General features: G+C 60.9%; 12 protein-coding genes. 4 read left to right on the top strand and 8 right to left on the bottom strand.

Features of this window, described 5'->3' with window-relative positions; genetic code table 11:
• Window positions 1-235: 235 nt before the first annotated feature.
• Window positions 236-1,162 carry an isoaspartyl peptidase/L-asparaginase family protein gene (locus V8359_RS10985; RefSeq protein WP_336428898.1) on the bottom strand — a complete coding sequence of 309 codons (927 nt, stop codon included), beginning with the start codon at window positions 1,160-1,162 and terminating at the stop codon, window positions 236-238.
• A 188-nt stretch (window positions 1,163-1,350) separates the two neighbouring features.
• Here V8359_RS10985 and V8359_RS10980 point away from each other — a divergent pair, with 188 nt between their 5' ends.
• The 3 genes from V8359_RS10980 to V8359_RS10970 all read left to right on the top strand — a co-directional run bounded on the left by V8359_RS10980 (window position 1,351) and on the right by V8359_RS10970 (window position 6,205).
• Window positions 1,351-2,211 (top strand): cyanophycinase, encoded by an 861-nt coding sequence (locus tag V8359_RS10980; protein WP_336428897.1) that lies wholly within the window; start codon window positions 1,351-1,353, stop codon window positions 2,209-2,211.
• Window positions 2,198-4,840, top strand: a complete 2,643-nt coding sequence (cphA, locus tag V8359_RS10975) for a cyanophycin synthetase (protein ID WP_336428896.1) — start codon at window positions 2,198-2,200, stop codon at window positions 4,838-4,840. Before V8359_RS10980 ends, cphA begins: the two co-directional genes overlap by 14 nt.
• Before the next feature lie 66 nt (window positions 4,841-4,906).
• Complete coding sequence (locus V8359_RS10970; RefSeq protein ID WP_336428894.1) at window positions 4,907-6,205, top strand: ATP-grasp domain-containing protein; 1,299 nt, start codon at window positions 4,907-4,909, stop codon at window positions 6,203-6,205.
• A 26-nt stretch (window positions 6,206-6,231) separates the two neighbouring features.
• Here the strand turns inward: V8359_RS10970 and V8359_RS10965 are convergent, their stop codons facing one another.
• The 7 genes from V8359_RS10965 to V8359_RS10935 form a co-directional block, all read right to left on the bottom strand.
• Window positions 6,232-7,857: an amidohydrolase gene (locus tag V8359_RS10965; protein ID WP_336428893.1), complete on the bottom strand. Its 1,626-nt coding sequence runs from the start codon at window positions 7,855-7,857 to the stop codon at window positions 6,232-6,234.
• Between the two features lie 74 nt (window positions 7,858-7,931).
• A complete protein-coding gene (locus V8359_RS10960; RefSeq protein WP_336428891.1) occupies window positions 7,932-8,297 on the bottom strand; it encodes a carboxymuconolactone decarboxylase family protein in 366 nt (121 codons plus the stop codon).
• An 85-nt stretch (window positions 8,298-8,382) separates the two neighbouring features.
• On the bottom strand, window positions 8,383-10,074 hold the full coding sequence (locus V8359_RS10955; RefSeq protein ID WP_336428890.1) for a thiamine pyrophosphate-binding protein: 1,692 nt from the start codon (window positions 10,072-10,074) through the stop codon (window positions 8,383-8,385).
• 98 nt (window positions 10,075-10,172) lie between these two features.
• Window positions 10,173-10,961, bottom strand: coding sequence for an alpha/beta fold hydrolase (locus tag V8359_RS10950; protein ID WP_336428889.1), 789 nt, complete (start codon window positions 10,959-10,961; stop codon window positions 10,173-10,175).
• 66 nt (window positions 10,962-11,027) lie between these two features.
• Entirely contained in the window at window positions 11,028-11,624 is a 597-nt protein-coding gene (locus V8359_RS10945; protein ID WP_336428888.1) for an amino acid synthesis family protein, read from the bottom strand.
• Window positions 11,614-12,672 (bottom strand): LLM class flavin-dependent oxidoreductase, encoded by a 1,059-nt coding sequence (locus V8359_RS10940; protein ID WP_336428887.1) that lies wholly within the window; start codon window positions 12,670-12,672, stop codon window positions 11,614-11,616. Before V8359_RS10940 ends, V8359_RS10945 begins: the two co-directional genes overlap by 11 nt.
• A 16-nt stretch (window positions 12,673-12,688) precedes the next feature.
• Window positions 12,689-14,167 carry an aldehyde dehydrogenase gene (locus V8359_RS10935; protein ID WP_336428886.1) on the bottom strand — a complete coding sequence of 493 codons (1,479 nt, stop codon included), beginning with the start codon at window positions 14,165-14,167 and terminating at the stop codon, window positions 12,689-12,691.
• Window positions 14,168-14,288: 121 nt separating this feature from the next.
• Here V8359_RS10935 and V8359_RS10930 point away from each other — a divergent pair, with 121 nt between their 5' ends.
• Window positions 14,289-15,143, top strand: coding sequence for a LysR family transcriptional regulator (locus V8359_RS10930; protein WP_336428885.1), 855 nt, complete (start codon window positions 14,289-14,291; stop codon window positions 15,141-15,143).
• Window positions 15,144-15,288: the final 145 nt, after the last annotated feature.

The following is a 15,288-nucleotide window of genomic DNA, read 5'->3' as shown; positions in this document are numbered from 1 at the left end:
CATATGCCCTGTTCCGGCACAGGGCTTGGGTGTAATCTTAGGTCAGCGAGGCACAATAGCAAAGCAGTCATCTTACACACGGCGGCTGACCCACCGGATGTAAGCTGGGCCACGCCTCAACACCAAAGGCCAGCAGTCCGCGTTCCCTTTAGCCTATTAGCATCGGCATTCACCCTGACCCCGTGTCGCCCTGCACGGTCTACCTGATCTTCTGCATTCGGCTTCCCGGACGCTTTCAGTAGATTGCCGTCTTTGTCTCATGGCCTTCGACACTCCAGCCACGATACATGCCTTCGCAATTGAAAGGCAGCGCGACGGAGCCGTCCCGCCCCACAGCGACAAGCCCGCCTGTGCCACCGATTTCGGTCAGATCGTTCATAACGACCTGACTGGCGGCCTCATCGAGCGATAGCCCGGCAAGACGCATCCGCGCCGCAATCTCTTGGGCGACGGACAGTCGGATAAATGCCTCACCGTCGCCAGTAGCCGAGATGGCACAGGTCGCATTGTCGGCAAGTGTGCCGGCTCCGATGATCGGACTGTCGCCAACCCGTCCCGATCGCTTGGCCGTCATACCGCCGGTTGAGGTGGCGGCGGCAAGGTTTCCTGCGCGGTCGCGCGCCACCGCACCCACCGTGCCATGGCGACGCGACGGATCATCGTCAAGCCGCCCTTCCGCCTCCATCCGCAAGGTATCCTGAAGGCTGTCCCACCGCTCCTGCGTGAAGAAATACGCGTCATCCTCAAAGGCGAGGCCGGCGTCGCGCGCAATGCTCAAAGCGCCCTCTCCGATCATCATCACGTGGTCGGTCCGTTCCATCACGGCCCGGGCCAGATGCACGGGATTGCGAACCCCGGAGATGCCAGCAACGGCCCCGGCCGCACGGGTGCAGCCATCCATGATCGCCGCGTCCATTTCATGCGTGCCCTCACGCGTAAACACCGCGCCATACCCCGCGTTGAAGAGCGGTTCATTTTCCAGCATGGTGACGGCTGCGGAAACGGCATCAAGCGCGGAGCCGTCCGAAGCAAGCACCTCTTTGCCTGCGTCGAGAACGCGCGCCAATGCGGAATGGTACGCGGCCTCCTGCTTATCGGTCATATCGGGGCGCGGCTTGACCCCTGCGCCCCCATGTATCGCCAAAACGAATCCGTCCGCCATTGGGTGTCCCTTTTCTGAAGTCTGGGGGGCTACCGACGATCGGCCAAGGCGCGCGTTGTCCATGGCAGCCAAGTGTGACGTTGCGATACCATTGCTGAATTGTCAGTGTCGAGCCGCTAACAATCTTGTTTACCACATGATAGCTTCCACAATATGTAGTTTGCATCACTGACGCTCGGAGAAGCTCTATGAATATGCTCATTCAACCCAAGCCAATTGGCAAGTTGATTGCCATCGGCGGCGCCGAAGACAAAGTGTCGGACAGCGCCATCTTGCGCCGGGTTATGGAGTTCAGCGGAATTGAAACCCCGCGCGTCGGGGTCATCACGACCGCCAGCAGCATCCCCGACGATGTATTCGCCGAGTATAAGGACGTCTTCGACCGTCTGGGCGCCGGTAAGGTCAAGCACATCCGCATCCGGAATCGGGAAGACGTCATAGACGCTGAGATGCTGAAGATGATTTCGCAAAGCGATGTGATTTTTATCTCCGGCGGCGATCAGATGCGCCTGACAAGTATCTTTGGCGGCTCCGAGGCGCTGACCGCGATCCGCAAACGCCACGAGGAGGGCGCGGTCATCGCCGGAACGAGCGCCGGCGCGGCCTGTCAGTCCACCACGATGGTCTATGGCGGACACGCGACGGATTCGCTGCGCAAGGGCGCGGTCAAGATGACGGCGGGTTTCGGTCTGATCGAGGGGGTGATCATCGACACGCACTTTCTTGAGCGCGGACGATTCTCTCGTCTGATGGAAGTCGGCGCAACAAATCCCGAATATCTTGGCGTTGGGCTTGGCGAAGATGCCGCGGTTCTCTTCGAAGACGACACAATTTACGCTTTCGGGCCCGGACACGTTATCCTCGTTGACAGTTCCGGCATGACCGGTTCCAATGTATTCGAACTTGCAGACGGCGAGGCGGTAAGCGCCCACAACGTCGTTATGCATGCGCTGGTCGACGGGAACCAATACTGTTTGTCGGACCGGCGTGTCCTGGGACGCAACGAGCTCAGGGCGAACAGCCTGGAGCAAAGGAATGCGTATACTTGAGCACCGTGCACTGCGCGGGCCGAACTATTATAGCCGTTACCAAGCCATCTACATGCGGCTCGACATCGCGGAACTTGAAGACCGACCGAGTGACAAAGTCCCTGGAATCGCCGAAAAACTAGAAGCCGTGATCCCGACCATTCACGAGCATCGCTGCTCGGTCGGAGAGCCCGGAGGGTTCTTGCAACGGGTGCAAAACGGCACCTATGCGGGCCACATGGTCGAACACGTGGCCATCGAACTGCAAAACATGGTCGGGCTCTCGGTGGGCTACGGCAAGACCGTGGACAGCTATGAAAAGGGCATCTACCATGTTGTCTACCGCTACCGCGACGAGGCGACCGGCCTTGCGGCAGGCGAAGCTGCGGTCGAGATCGTGCAAAAGCTCTATGACGGTGATTACGTCGACCTAGGTCCGATCGTCGAGCACCTGAAAGAAGTCCGCGACGCCAATGCGCTCGGCCCGTCAACCGGATCAATCGTCGACGCTGCCAAGGCGCGCAACATTCCGTGGAACAACCTGACCGAAGGCACCAGTTACACCCAGCTGGGACATGGTGTGAAACAACGTCGCTTTCAGGCCACTGTGACAGACAAATCCGGCATTATCGGCCACTCCATCGCCGATGACAAAGACTGGACCAAACAGATACTGGGCGATGCGGGTATCGCAGTGCCGCAAGGTTACACATGCTATTCTTGGGACGAGGTGACGCAGGCCGCCGAGTGGATCGGCTGGCCGGTCGTGACCAAGCCGCTGGCCGGCAATCACGGGCGGGGTGTGACCACCAACATCGCCACGTCGGAAGATCTGAAATCAGGATATGACGCGGCTTTGGCCCGGGTGCGCGACGACTCCGGCGCAGTGATCGTCGAAAGTTATATCAAGGGTGAAGATCACCGGATTCTCGTCGTTGGCGGTAAGCTTGTCGCGGCCGCGCGCCGCCGCCCCGCGCATGTCACCGGTGATGGCAAATCGACCATCCAGAGTCTCATCGACAAGGCGAACGAAGATCCTCGGCGCGGCGTCGGTCACGAAAACCTTCTGACCCAAATCCATGTTGATGAACAAACCAACCGCATGCTCGAACAGGCGGGGCTTACTCTCGATTCTGTGCCGCCCGAAGGTGAGATGGTCTTTCTCAAGTCCACGGCCAATATCTCGACCGGCGGGACAGCAACCGATCTGACCGACGAGGTGCATCCCGATATCCGCTTCGCGATGGAGCGGATCGCGCGTCACGTGGGGCTGGACGTGATCGGAATCGACCTGCTGGCCGAGACGCTGACCAAGCCGCTCGATCAGCAATCGGCGGGCGTGGTCGAAGTTAACGCCGGTCCGGGGTTCCGGATGCACATGGCACCCACCCACGGCACCCCAAGGCCGGTGGGCGAGCATGTGGTCGATATGTTGTTCCCCGACCCGACCGACAATGGCCGCATCCCGATCACCGCGATCACCGGTACCAACGGCAAGACCACGACAACGCGCCTGACGACGCATATCCTGCGGCAGTCGGGCTATTCTGTGGGCATGGGCTGCACCGGCACGGTGGAGATCGACAATCATGTGATCCTGCGCGGCGACTATTCCGGGCCGGCGGCGGCTCAGGCCGTGCTGCGCGAACCAACGGTCGAGCATGCCGTGCTCGAAGTCGCGCGCGGCGGCATCATGCGCCGGGGCCTTGGCTTTGATGAATGCGATGTGGGTGTTCTTCTCAATATCGCCTCCGATCATCTGGGCGAGCGTGACATTCACACGCTGGATGAACTGGCACGCTGCAAGACCGTGGTGGTCGATGCCGTCAAGAGAGAGGGGGGATACTGCGTTCTCAACGCCGATGACCCCCTCGTGATGGATCAGGGTACCTATTGGGCCCGCGGTGAGATCATCTATTTCACCATGAATGCCGACACCCCCGCCCTTCAGGATCACCTGAGCGAAAAGCGCATGGTCGTGACCGTCAAGAACGGGCGGATCGTCCTCCTGCGCGGCAAGGTCGTTGTCGACGTGGTCGATGTGAATGATGTGCCGATTTCATTCGAAGGGCACGCGCCCTTCAATGTTGAGAACGCAATGGCCGCCACGGCGGTCGCCCTCGCCCATGGAATCGAGATCGACGATATTCGCGCGGGGCTTCTGAGTTTCCACCCGACGCCGGCACAGATGCCGGGCCGAACCAACTATTTCGAGGCCGATGGCGTCAAATGCCTGATCGACTACGGTCACAACGTTCCCGCGCTCAAGGCGTTGGAACCGCTTGTGCAAGGGTTGGGACAACAGCGCAAAATCGGTGTCGCCACCGCACCGGGCAACCGGCGGGACGAAGACCTCGCTGCGCTCGGGGCACAGTTGGCCCGGATGTGCGACGTCGTTTACGTCTACGAATCCGACGCGCGCGGCCGCAAGGAAGGCGAGACCGCCAAGCTGATTCAGGAGGGGGCCGCGTCAGGCGGTGACGGCTGCGACGTCAAAACCATCATGAACGAGGAAGAGGCCGTGGCACAGGCGATCAAGGATGCGCAGCCCGGTGATTTTCTCCTGCTGCTCGTGGATGACATCGCTGGCGCGACCGAGCGACTGAAGGGCCGCAGCTTCCCGGTGCAGGCGGATTTGGCCAAAGCCTGATCCGGCGAACACGCGCGACCTACACCACAAAACCAACAAATCGACCTGAAAAGTTAGGATCGGCTCATGACCAAGAACATTTTCGTTGTCGGATTGAATGACCTTAACGCAGAACGTCTGACGCGGCTCAGGGGATGCGAAGACGTCGCGTTCCACCCGCTGCTGACCCCCGAGGAAGTCTCGGAGACGCAGGAATTCGATATTCCCGCCATGCTCAGGGACGCCGAGGCGACGCTTGACGCCTTCGATGGCTCCATCGACGCGATCGTGGGCTATATCGATTTCCCGGTTTCCACCATGTTGCCGCTTCTTTGCAAGAAATACGGAACACGCAACGCCTCCCTCGAAAGCTTGTTGAAATGCGAGCATAAATACTGGTCGCGCAAGGTCATGGCCGAGGTGATCCCCGAACATGTCCCGAAATTCACCGCTTTTGACCCGTTTGATGACGATGCGCTCTCAAGGATTGGTGAGGCCGATCTGCGCTTTCCGTTCTTCGTGAAACCGATCAAATCCTCGGGCTCGCGTCTCGGCTTTCGCATCGATAGCCCCGAGGATTTCGACTATGCGATCGCCGCCTTCCGCGCCGAGATCAGCCAGATTTCCGAACCCTTCAACTACGTGCTTGATCAGGCCGATCTGCCCGACGACATCAAGGCGATCGAGGGTCATTACTGCATGGCCGAACAGGTCATCGGCGGACGCCAATGCACGGTCGAGGGCTATGTGAAGGATGGCGAGGTCGTGCCCTACGGCACGGTGGATTCAATCCGCTATCCACAAGTGCTCAGCTTTTTCTACTACCTCTACCCTTCCACCCTGCCACGCCGGGTGCAAGAGACCATGAACGAGATCACCAAAAAGGTCATGGCGCATATCGGCTACGACAATGCGGGCTTCAATATCGAATTTTACTGGGACGAGGTGCAAAACAAGATCTGGCTGCTTGAGATCAACACCCGCATCGCCCAGTCGCATTGCGACCTGTTCGAAATGGTCGATGGGGTGAGCCACCAACAGATTACCGTGGATGTGGGCCTTGGCCGCGCGCCGGACATGCCCAGCGGTGAAGGGCCCGAGAATGTGGCGGCGGAATTCTTCTATCGTGTGTTCTTCAATGACGCGACCGTATCGCGCGCGCCCTCACGCGCCGAAATCGAAGTGGCGGCCGAACAGGTCGAAGGCACTCGTATCGCCTCATACGTCAAGAAAGGCATGCGCTTGTCTGAATTACCGGAACAGGATGCCTACAGCTATGCCGTCGCCTCGATCTGGATGGGAGCGAACAAACAATCCAAGCTGTTGTGGAATTACGAGCAGGTCATGAAAAGGCTGAACTACGAATTCACCGATATCGAGGAGTGACACGGAGGGCGCAGGCCCCCCGCGCCTCAAAGCCCGCCATGCACGGCAGCCCCGCCAACATAGGTGGATGTGACCCCGACCGCGTAAAGGTCGGCAGCGGGGCAAGTGAATATATCGCGATCAAGCACCGCGAAATCGGCCAGCATCCCGGGAAGGAGACGCCCCTTGAGATGCTCCTCACGCCCTGCAAAAGCGCCCAGCGTGGTATAGGCCTCAAGCGCCTCGTGAACCGTGACCGCCTGCGAGGCATCAAGGCTGGCCCCGCTTGATGTGACACGATTGACCATGGCGTGGATGCCGCGCATCGGGTTGGGATGGCACACGGGCGTGTCGGAATGGCCCGGCGCGATGACGCCTGCGTCGATCATGTCGCGGTGCGGCCACATGTGGCGCATCGCCTCGGCGCCGCGATTGGCGATATAGGCATCGCCCAGATCATAGGCGAACCCGGTCGCCGATGAGCAGATCACCCGCATCTCCACCAGACGCTTGAGTATGGAGGGCGTCACGTTACAACAATGTTCGACCCGCATCCGATGATCCGCACGCGGATGCGCCTCCAGTGCGGCCTGAAACCCATCTAGGACAAAGTCGATGCCCCGGTCCCCGACCCCATCGGCCCCCACCAGAAGGCCGGCGGCATGGGCCTGCGAGACCCGCGCGTTGAAATCATCCTGTTCATAGAGAAGCATACCCCGGTTGTCCGCGGGCTCTCCCAGCACCTTCTGGCCGACATAGGGCGTGTAATAGGCCGCCGTGCGCCCCGATGTGCTGCAATCCGGGCACCATTCGACACCCGTCAGGCGCAACCATTCATCACCCATACCCGTGCGCCAACCGGCACGGATAATCGCCGCAATAAGATCATCCTCACGCCCCGAGGCCAAAAGCCCTACCCGCAACGCGAGATCGCCCGCCTCGCGCATTTTCTGATAGGCGACAATCCCGTTGGTCGACGCCAGAGAGTTATGAACCGAGGTGATGCCATAGCTCGCGAACCGGTCAAGAACCTGAACAAGGCCGCTGGCAAACTGATCGGGCGTGTAGCTGTCCTGAATGACGTTCACGACCGCATGCGCCGCCGTTTCCCGCAAAAGCCCGGTAAGCGCCCCGGTCACAGGATCACGATCGAGCTTACCAAAATCCGGGTCGGGGCTGTCCTCGGTATATCCCGTCGCCGCCATCGCGGCACTGTTTGCAATCCCCAGATGTCCGTCACGACGATAAAGGAAGACCGGGTTCGCGGGTGCTGCGGCATCCAACTCGGTTAACGTCGGATAGCCGCCCATCCGCGTATCGTCATAGCCGAAGCCAACAAACCACTTTTCCGCAGGCTGATTTCCGATGTCGCGCGCGATCCGGGTCAAAAGCGTGTCACGGGTGAATTCTTCCTCACCCAGATCAACCCATCGGCCAAGTCGTGCGCCGTGCATATCCGGGTGGCAATGGCTGTCGATAAAGCCCGGAATGACAGTGCGCCCGCCACAGTCGATCACCCGCGCAGCCGGGGCAAAAGCGCGGATTTCGTCGGTTGTGCCCATCGCCACGATACGCCCCTGAGCGATGGCCATGGCTTGCGCGAATTGCCCCGGCGCCTGCATCGTCGCGATCTTGCCGTTGATCACGACCGTTTCAATCTGTTGTATCTGCATGTCTTTCGCCCTCACCCTGCGCAGCGCAGATTGGCACGCGAACGCGACGAACGGCAAGGTCGCACAGACCCGGTTCAGCCCTCGAACTTTTCCACTTCCTCGTTGAGGATCGGCATACCAAGCGCGATGGAGTGAATACCGATGATCGAGGTGAGTTGCAGAACTTCCATGATTTCTTCGCGGGTTGCGCTTTCGCGTAACGCGTTCTGGATATGGCGCCGCACGCCGGGCCCCCAGAGATGCGTGGTGGCCGCATTGATCGCGATGAATATCAACTCCTTGGTCTTCTGCGGCAGCGGCCCCTGTTTCTGGGGCACGGCGCGAAACGCCAGAAACGCTTCGAGATAATCGGGATCGGTCTCGGCCAGCGCATCCCACATCGGGTTCCAGTCATCGGTCTCGCGCTGTGCCTCGGTGGCGGGATAGGTCTTTTCGGTCATGTGACCTCCTTCGGGAAGTTGCGTTCGCGGCGGTCAACCGGCTTTTTCACAAGACCGGTGATGGCCAGGATGCGGGGCTCATCGCTTATCCTCCCCTGTGCTTGAAGCTGTCTCTGCGGAAGGAATAGAGCGCCGCCGGATCAACGTCAGTGTCGATCACGGCAGGCTTGCCACAGTCCAGCGCATCCTCAATGGCCTGCGCCATCTCATCAAGCGTCGTCGCCTTATAGCCCTTGGCCCCGTAAAGCTCGGCCAGCTTGTCGAACGGCGGGCTAGAGATGTTGGCCCCGATATACCGCTCACCGAAGAAGTCACGCTGATAGGCTTTCTCGGCGCCCCAACAGCGGTTGTTCATCACCACCGTGACGGTGTTGATGCCATAGTCCACCGCCGTCGAAAGCTCGGACACGGTCATGCCGAAGCCGCCATCGCCCATCAGGCTGATCACCGGACGGTCCGGCGCGGCCAGTTTCACGCCCAGACCGGCGGCGAACGAGAACCCGACAAGCCCGAAATCCAGCGGCGTGAACAGGCTGCGCGGATGGTAGTAGTTCAGCGCATCGGTCGCCTGAAGACAAAGCGTGCCCGCATCCATCGTCACCGCGGCATCACGAGGCATCACGTCGCGCAACGTCTTGAAAAGACCCGATGGATGGATCGGCATCGCGTCCACCTGCGCCTCCGCGTCGCGTTTCGCCAGATAGGCCGCGCGCTCGGATTTGAAGCCTTCTGTCCACGCATCGGCAACGGCCCGGTCGTTGATCCGCTCCACGGCCTCTCGGATCTGGGTGGCGGCGGTAGGCGCATCCGCCAGAACGCCAAGCGCGGCAGGGAAATATCGCCCGATCGCCGTCGGCTCAAGCTCGACATGGATGATCTGCGCATCGCGGTTGATGTTGTCATAGCTGTAGAAGGTGGCGTTGAAGCCCACCCGCGTGCCCAGCGCAAGGATGACATCGGCCTCCTTCACCAGCCGCGAGGCCACGATATTGCCGCGCGGCCCCATCTGGCCCGCGTTAAGCGGATGATCGAACGGCAGCGCGTCACCATGGCCGGGCGAGGTGACCACCGGACAGTTCAGCGCCTCGGCCAGCGAAAGGCAGGGTCCTGCGCCATCGGTATTCTTGATGCCGCCGCCCGCGATGATCACTGGCTGACGCGCCTTGCTCAGCATGTCGGCAGCCTGCGCTACGGCCTGCGGCGCAGCACCCGGCGCCACGTAGGGGCGATACTGATCGCGGGTTTGCAACGGCTCATACTCCGCCTCGGCGGCAAGCACGTCGCGCGGCAGGTTCAGCATCACCGGCCCGCGCCGTGGCGCCATCGCCTCGCGGAAGGCCTCGCGGAACATCTCGGGCACGCGGTCCGCCCCCGTCGCGGTCCATGTTTTCTTGGTGACCGGCCGGAAAAGCGCGTCCTGATCGACCTCCTGAAACGCGTCACGATAGCGATGCCCCGAGGCCAGCGCACCGCCAATGGCCACGACCGGCGAATAGGCCGCGCGCGCCTGCGCCAGTCCGGTGACGAGGTTGGTCACGCCGGGCCCGTTCTGTCCGGCAAGGATCACCCCCGCCTCGCCGCTCATCCTCGCAAAGCCGTCGGCCATGTGGGTGCCGGTCCGCTCATCATGGACACCGATGAAATTGATATCCTCCGCATCGTAAAGCGCATCGAACATTTCCATCGTGGCCGAGCCGATCAGGCCGAAAACATGCGATGTCCCCTCTGCCCTCAATGCCTCGACCGCCGCCTGTCCGCCTGTCATCTTCTTTGTCATATTGCGCGTCCCTTGTTCAGTCGTCTCATACCTCTCCCGGGCACCGCCCGGGGTTTGTTCCTTGCCGCAGAGCCCGGTCCAATGCGCGGGCGGCCCGTCTATGTCACCCGTTGCAGGAAATCCGTCACCGGCCCCGAGAAAAGCTCCGGCTGTTCGATCAGGCCCAGATGCTGAAGGTCCGGCACGATCACCACGTCGGCCTCGGTCATCTCGCCCGCGATGCCCCAGCTCATGGCCGGGGTTGATCCGCTGTCATGCTCGCAGGTCATCACCAGCGCGGGATGGCTCAGCGGCGGGTTTGGCCGGATCAGTTCGACCACGCCCTCGGCCAGCACCTGACGGTGGCGGGCATAATTCCGGTGATCATTGGCCAGAACGACCTCGCGCACCGCCGCCACCGTTCGGGGATGATCGCGGCGGAATCCATCGGTGAACCAGCGTTCCAGCGTCGCGTCGATGGTTGCCGCCGGTCCGCCCTCGTCCGTGGCGCGCGCGCGCTCCTCCACAAGGCGCTGCTGCGCCTCGCCGCGCTCATGCGGCGAATTGAGGATGGCCAGCGCGCTCACCCGGTCAGGATGGTCCATCGCCACGCGCCGGTTGATCATCCCGCCCAGAGAAAACCCCACCAAGGCGGCACGCCCGATCCCCAACTCGTCCATCAGCGCGACAAGCTGCGCGGCAAGCGTGCTCAGGCTGACCTCGCCCTCGGGCAACGCGCTTTCGCCATGCCCCGGCAGATCGTAGCTCAGCACGCGAAACCGCCGCGCCAGCACTGGCGCGATCTCATCCCATGTGCTCTGACGAGTGAGCCCCAGCCCGTGGATCAGCACCACCACCGGCGCCCCGTCCGGCCCGGCAAGATCATAGGCGGTGCCTGTCTCGCTCATCGGCATGGGACACCTGCCCCCGACCGAATGCCGGTTGCCCGAGCGTCGGAAACCCTCCGCATCGCTTTATACTCCTGCCGGGTTGTCCACATCGCGCCCCATCTCCTCGAGATCGGTATACCGATCTCCGATCCGGTGGTTGGGATGCCCGCCGATCGACGCCCCCAGCGCCACGATGATCTCGTCATCGGCGGGCGCATCCGGCACGGTGGTGTGGATCGTCTGATAATGCGAGCGCCGTCCGCCATCGTCCTTGTCCATCAGCGGGATCATCATCGATGTGCCCGCCGCGCCGCGCGTGTTGGTGAAGGCAAGATAGGACTTGGCGTTGATCGCCTCGCGGAACTGATTTCCGAACCACAGTGTGTGCGTGAGCGCCTGCGCATGTTCGATCTCACCGCCCATGCCCACCACGCTGGCCTTGCCGCATCCCTCAAGCCGGTCACCCGTCACGGTCAGCAGCATCTCGGTCAGCATTTTGCCAAGAACCGGCCCCTGCTCCCTGATCTCGGGCGACATGTCCTCGACATGGCCGCGGCCAAACCACGGGTTCGCGATGATCGCCATCGCCGTCACCAATGTTGTGGGTTCGGCGACCTCTTTCCAGCCTTCCTTGTGCGTGGTCTGAACAAGCGTCAGCGTGCGGCGGATTTCAACCGGCATGAACCAGCTCCTTTTCGGCGAATGCGGGCATGACCCGGTCTATGAAGAGTTGCAGCGAGCGTTTTTGCTGCTCCATGTCCATTCCCATGGACGCGTAATAGATGAAGGCATCGACACCCAGCGCCTCGTAGCTCTTCAGCTTTTCGATCACCGTGTCGGGATCTCCGAACATCAGGTTCTCCTCAAGCATCTGAGGATCGACCCGCGCGTTCCCCTCAAGACTCTCGAGCGGCACCGGCTCGGGGAAGCCGTTCACCACCTCGCCCGACTTCATCATCAGGTTGCCGAACTGCGCGAGCACACCGCGAATACTGTCCATCGCGGCCTTCCGGTCGTCTTCGTTGTCATAGACGGCTGTGTGCCGCATCAGCGACCACGTGCCGTCATACCCCTTGCCGTGCTTGGCGATTGCAGCGTCAAGACGCTGGCGATAGGTCTCGGCCTCGGCCATCGGCATGGTCAGGGGCCAGCTCATGATGTTGCAACCATGCTCGACAGCATAGTCGAACGTGATGGGCGCCCGTGCCGCGACCCATATGGGCACCTCGTCCTGCACAGGCTTGGGGCATGACGTGGCGGTCGGGAACTGCCAGAACTCACCCTCATGAGCATAGTCGCCCTTCCAGAGCGCCTGCACCACGGGCAGCATTTCTTGCATGTAGCGCCAGCTGTCCCTTTGATCGAGACCGGGCTTCATCCGGTCGAATTCGCGCTGATAAGCCCCCGAGCCGATCCCGAATTCCAGTCGTCCATCGCTCAGCAGGTCAAGCATCGCGGCCTCACCGGCAAGGTTGATGGGATGCCAATATGCGGCGTTGACCACGCCGATGCCAAGGCGGATCGTCTCCGTGTGTTCACCCCACCATGTCAGAATCTGGAAAGGGTTCGGCGCGATCGTCATCTCAAGTGCGTGATGTTCTGCGGCCCAGGCAATCTCGAACCCCGCCTCTTCGGCCATTTGCACCATTTCAAGCGTATGATCGCGCACCACCTTCATGTCGGTCTCGGCGCTCATGCGTTCCAGATTGATCGCAATATGAAATTTCATGTTATCCTCCTTTGGCTCAACGGGACACGAACTGGCTACCCAGCGGGTCCGAAGACGTATTCATCCACACGGTCTTGGGCCGGGTGTAGTCGTAAACCGCTTGGAAACCGCTCTCGCGGCCATAGCCCGAGTTTTTCATGCCGCCGAATTCGGCGATGGGTGACACCGCACGATAGGTGTTGACCCAGACGATGCCGGCGCGCACTGCCCGGCTCATCCTAAGGGCGCGGGCGCTGTCACGGGTGAAGATGCCAGCGGCAAGCCCATGCTCGGTATCATTGGCAAGCCGCAGTGCCTCCTCCTCGGTGCGAAAGCGCAGCACACTCAAAACCGGACCGAAAAGCTCGGTGTCGACGATGGTCAGGTCCGGGCGCGGACAATCAATGATCGTCGGTTCATAGAACATGTCGCTGCCCGCGCCCTCGGCACGCTTGCCACCGCACAGCACCGTGCCGCCTTCTGCGACTGCGCGGGCCACGTTGGCCTCGATGTTTTCGATCTGACCCACGGTACAGAGCGGGCCCATCTGCGTCTCCTCGGCCATTGGGTCGCCAATCTTCACCGACCCGGCGATCTCGGTCATGCGCTCAAGAAAGGCGTCCGCGACATCCTCGTGCACGATCAGACGCGACCCCGCCACACAGCTTTGTCCGGAAGCCGCGAAAATGCCCGATACCGACCCATTGACCGCGCTTTCGATATCGGCATCGTCAAAGACAATGAAGGGCGATTTGCCGCCCAGCTCAAGACTGACTTCGGCGAAATTGCTGGTCGAATTCATCAGCACATGCCGCGCCGCAACCGGCCCACCCGTGAACGAGATGCGCGCCACCAGCGGATGCGACGTGAGCGTCTTGCCGCACGGTTCGCCATGCCCGGTGACAAGGTTGACCACCCCGTCGGGAATGCCCGCCTCGGCGATGAGTTTACCGAATTCAAGGATCACCGCCGGCGCGTGTTCCGAAAGCTTCAGAACCACCGAGTTGCCAGCCGCAAGGGCAGGTCCGATTTTCACCGCTGACAGAAATAGCTGGGAGTTCCAGGGAACCACCGCGGCAATCACGCCCAGCGGCTCGCGGTTGGTGAACACGAACATGTCGGGCTTGTCTATGGGAAGCGTTTCACCATGGATCTTGTCTGCCGCACCGGCGTAGAAATGAAAGAATTCGCTGATGTATTTCGCTTGCCACCGGGTTTCCGCGAAAAGTTTGCCGGTATCACGTGTCTCGATCGCGCCCAGCCTTTCGGAATGTTCGGCCAACAGATCGGCAAGACGCCGCAAACAATGGCCGCGCTGTGTCGCAGACAGGCGCGACCATGGGCCATTCAGATAAGCCTCATGTGCGGCGCGCACTGCACGGTCCACGTCCTCGGCGGTCGCTTCGGGCACTTTGGCCCAGATTTCATTGGTGGCGGGATTGCGGGTTTCGAACTGCCCCCCATCCGAGGCGTCGACCCACGCGCCATCGATTAGCATCTGATAAGAATGTGTCATGAGTGGTCTCCCTGATGCTGAAATCTCGCCTGCCATCCAGGGCAAGCTGTCACAGAATTACAATTCTTGAAAACGAATTGTTTTGCGCTAAAAGTTCGAAAAACCCGAATATGGTGAGTGAATGAATATTACATCCCTGCGCACATTTATCGCGATTGTCGAAACCGGGAGCCTCGTGCGCGCCTCGCAAAAGCTTCACGTGACGCAATCCACCGTCACCGCCCGGCTCAAAACGCTGGAAGAGGCGTTGGGCCAGATTCTTCTCAATCGACAGAAATCGGGGATCACATTGACCCCTGCGGGCACCAAGCTTTTGCGGTATGCGCGGATCATGACCGGCCTCTGGCGGCAAGCGCAATATGAAACGGCGCTCCCGGCGGGGCTCAGTTCGGTCTGCACCTTCGGATGCGACCGCGAACTTTGGCACGGCCCGGGCCGTGCATTTTTTGACGGGGTCGTCTCGGGGCACCCGGACATGGCCGTTTCCGTGCTTCAGGGCAGCGGGCGCGATCTCGAAAATTGGCTCGCGTCCGGGCAGGTCGACGTGATCCTGACCTATGATGCCATCCTGCGCGGCAATCAGACGATCCACCCCCTCCCCCCGGAAGAACTGGTCCTTTATTCAGACCGGCCCGATGCGGCAATCGATGGCGATCCCCTCTATGTCTTTGTTGATCACGGCGAAGAATACCGCCGACAGCACGGCGAAGCTTACCATGACGCGGGGATCGCACGGATCAGCTTCGACAGCTCGTGGTGGGCGCTGCAATTCCTTTTGGACCGCGGCGGATCGGCGTATCTGCCGCGCGCGCTGGCGGATACGTATGTTCAAAGTGGCGCGCTGCATGTGCTCAACGGGCCAGTCTTTCTTCGCAAAAAGAACCTCATCGTGAACGACACCGCCGCAGCGAACTGGAACTGGTTCGATGCACTCGTCAACACGATCAGCGCGGCGGGCAAAGCGGCTTCGCCCTGAGTCTGCGCTCTCCGACCACCCTTTGCCCATTTCGTTCGGAAAGAGTGAAGAGCCGCTTTAACAATTCGAAAATATCGCATTTTACGTGCGAAACATTTCGCTTTTCACTTAATTCTCGACCTGAGAGACTTGCGAGGCGCAATGA

This window comes from Roseovarius sp. E0-M6, assembly GCF_037083845.1.
In the GTDB taxonomy this organism is placed as follows: Bacteria; Pseudomonadota; Alphaproteobacteria; order Rhodobacterales; family Rhodobacteraceae; genus Roseovarius.
Note: the sequence above shows the minus strand (reverse complement) of the source record. Positions and strands in the feature narration are given on the sequence as shown.

Coding starts and splice junctions, on each gene's coding strand:
- V8359_RS10985 (WP_336428898.1), bottom strand. CDS start 1,162: ATGGCGGACGGATTCGTTTTGGCGATACATGGGGGCGCAGGGGTCAAG.
- V8359_RS10980 (WP_336428897.1), top strand. CDS start 1,351: ATGAATATGCTCATTCAACCCAAGCCAATTGGCAAGTTGATTGCCATC.
- cphA (WP_336428896.1), top strand. CDS start 2,198: ATGCGTATACTTGAGCACCGTGCACTGCGCGGGCCGAACTATTATAGC.
- V8359_RS10970 (WP_336428894.1), top strand. CDS start 4,907: ATGACCAAGAACATTTTCGTTGTCGGATTGAATGACCTTAACGCAGAA.
- V8359_RS10965 (WP_336428893.1), bottom strand. CDS start 7,857: ATGCAGATACAACAGATTGAAACGGTCGTGATCAACGGCAAGATCGCG.
- V8359_RS10960 (WP_336428891.1), bottom strand. CDS start 8,297: ATGACCGAAAAGACCTATCCCGCCACCGAGGCACAGCGCGAGACCGAT.
- V8359_RS10955 (WP_336428890.1), bottom strand. CDS start 10,074: ATGACAAAGAAGATGACAGGCGGACAGGCGGCGGTCGAGGCATTGAGG.
- V8359_RS10950 (WP_336428889.1), bottom strand. CDS start 10,961: ATGAGCGAGACAGGCACCGCCTATGATCTTGCCGGGCCGGACGGGGCG.
- V8359_RS10945 (WP_336428888.1), bottom strand. CDS start 11,624: ATGCCGGTTGAAATCCGCCGCACGCTGACGCTTGTTCAGACCACGCAC.
- V8359_RS10940 (WP_336428887.1), bottom strand. CDS start 12,672: ATGAAATTTCATATTGCGATCAATCTGGAACGCATGAGCGCCGAGACC.
- V8359_RS10935 (WP_336428886.1), bottom strand. CDS start 14,167: ATGACACATTCTTATCAGATGCTAATCGATGGCGCGTGGGTCGACGCC.
- V8359_RS10930 (WP_336428885.1), top strand. CDS start 14,289: ATGAATATTACATCCCTGCGCACATTTATCGCGATTGTCGAAACCGGG.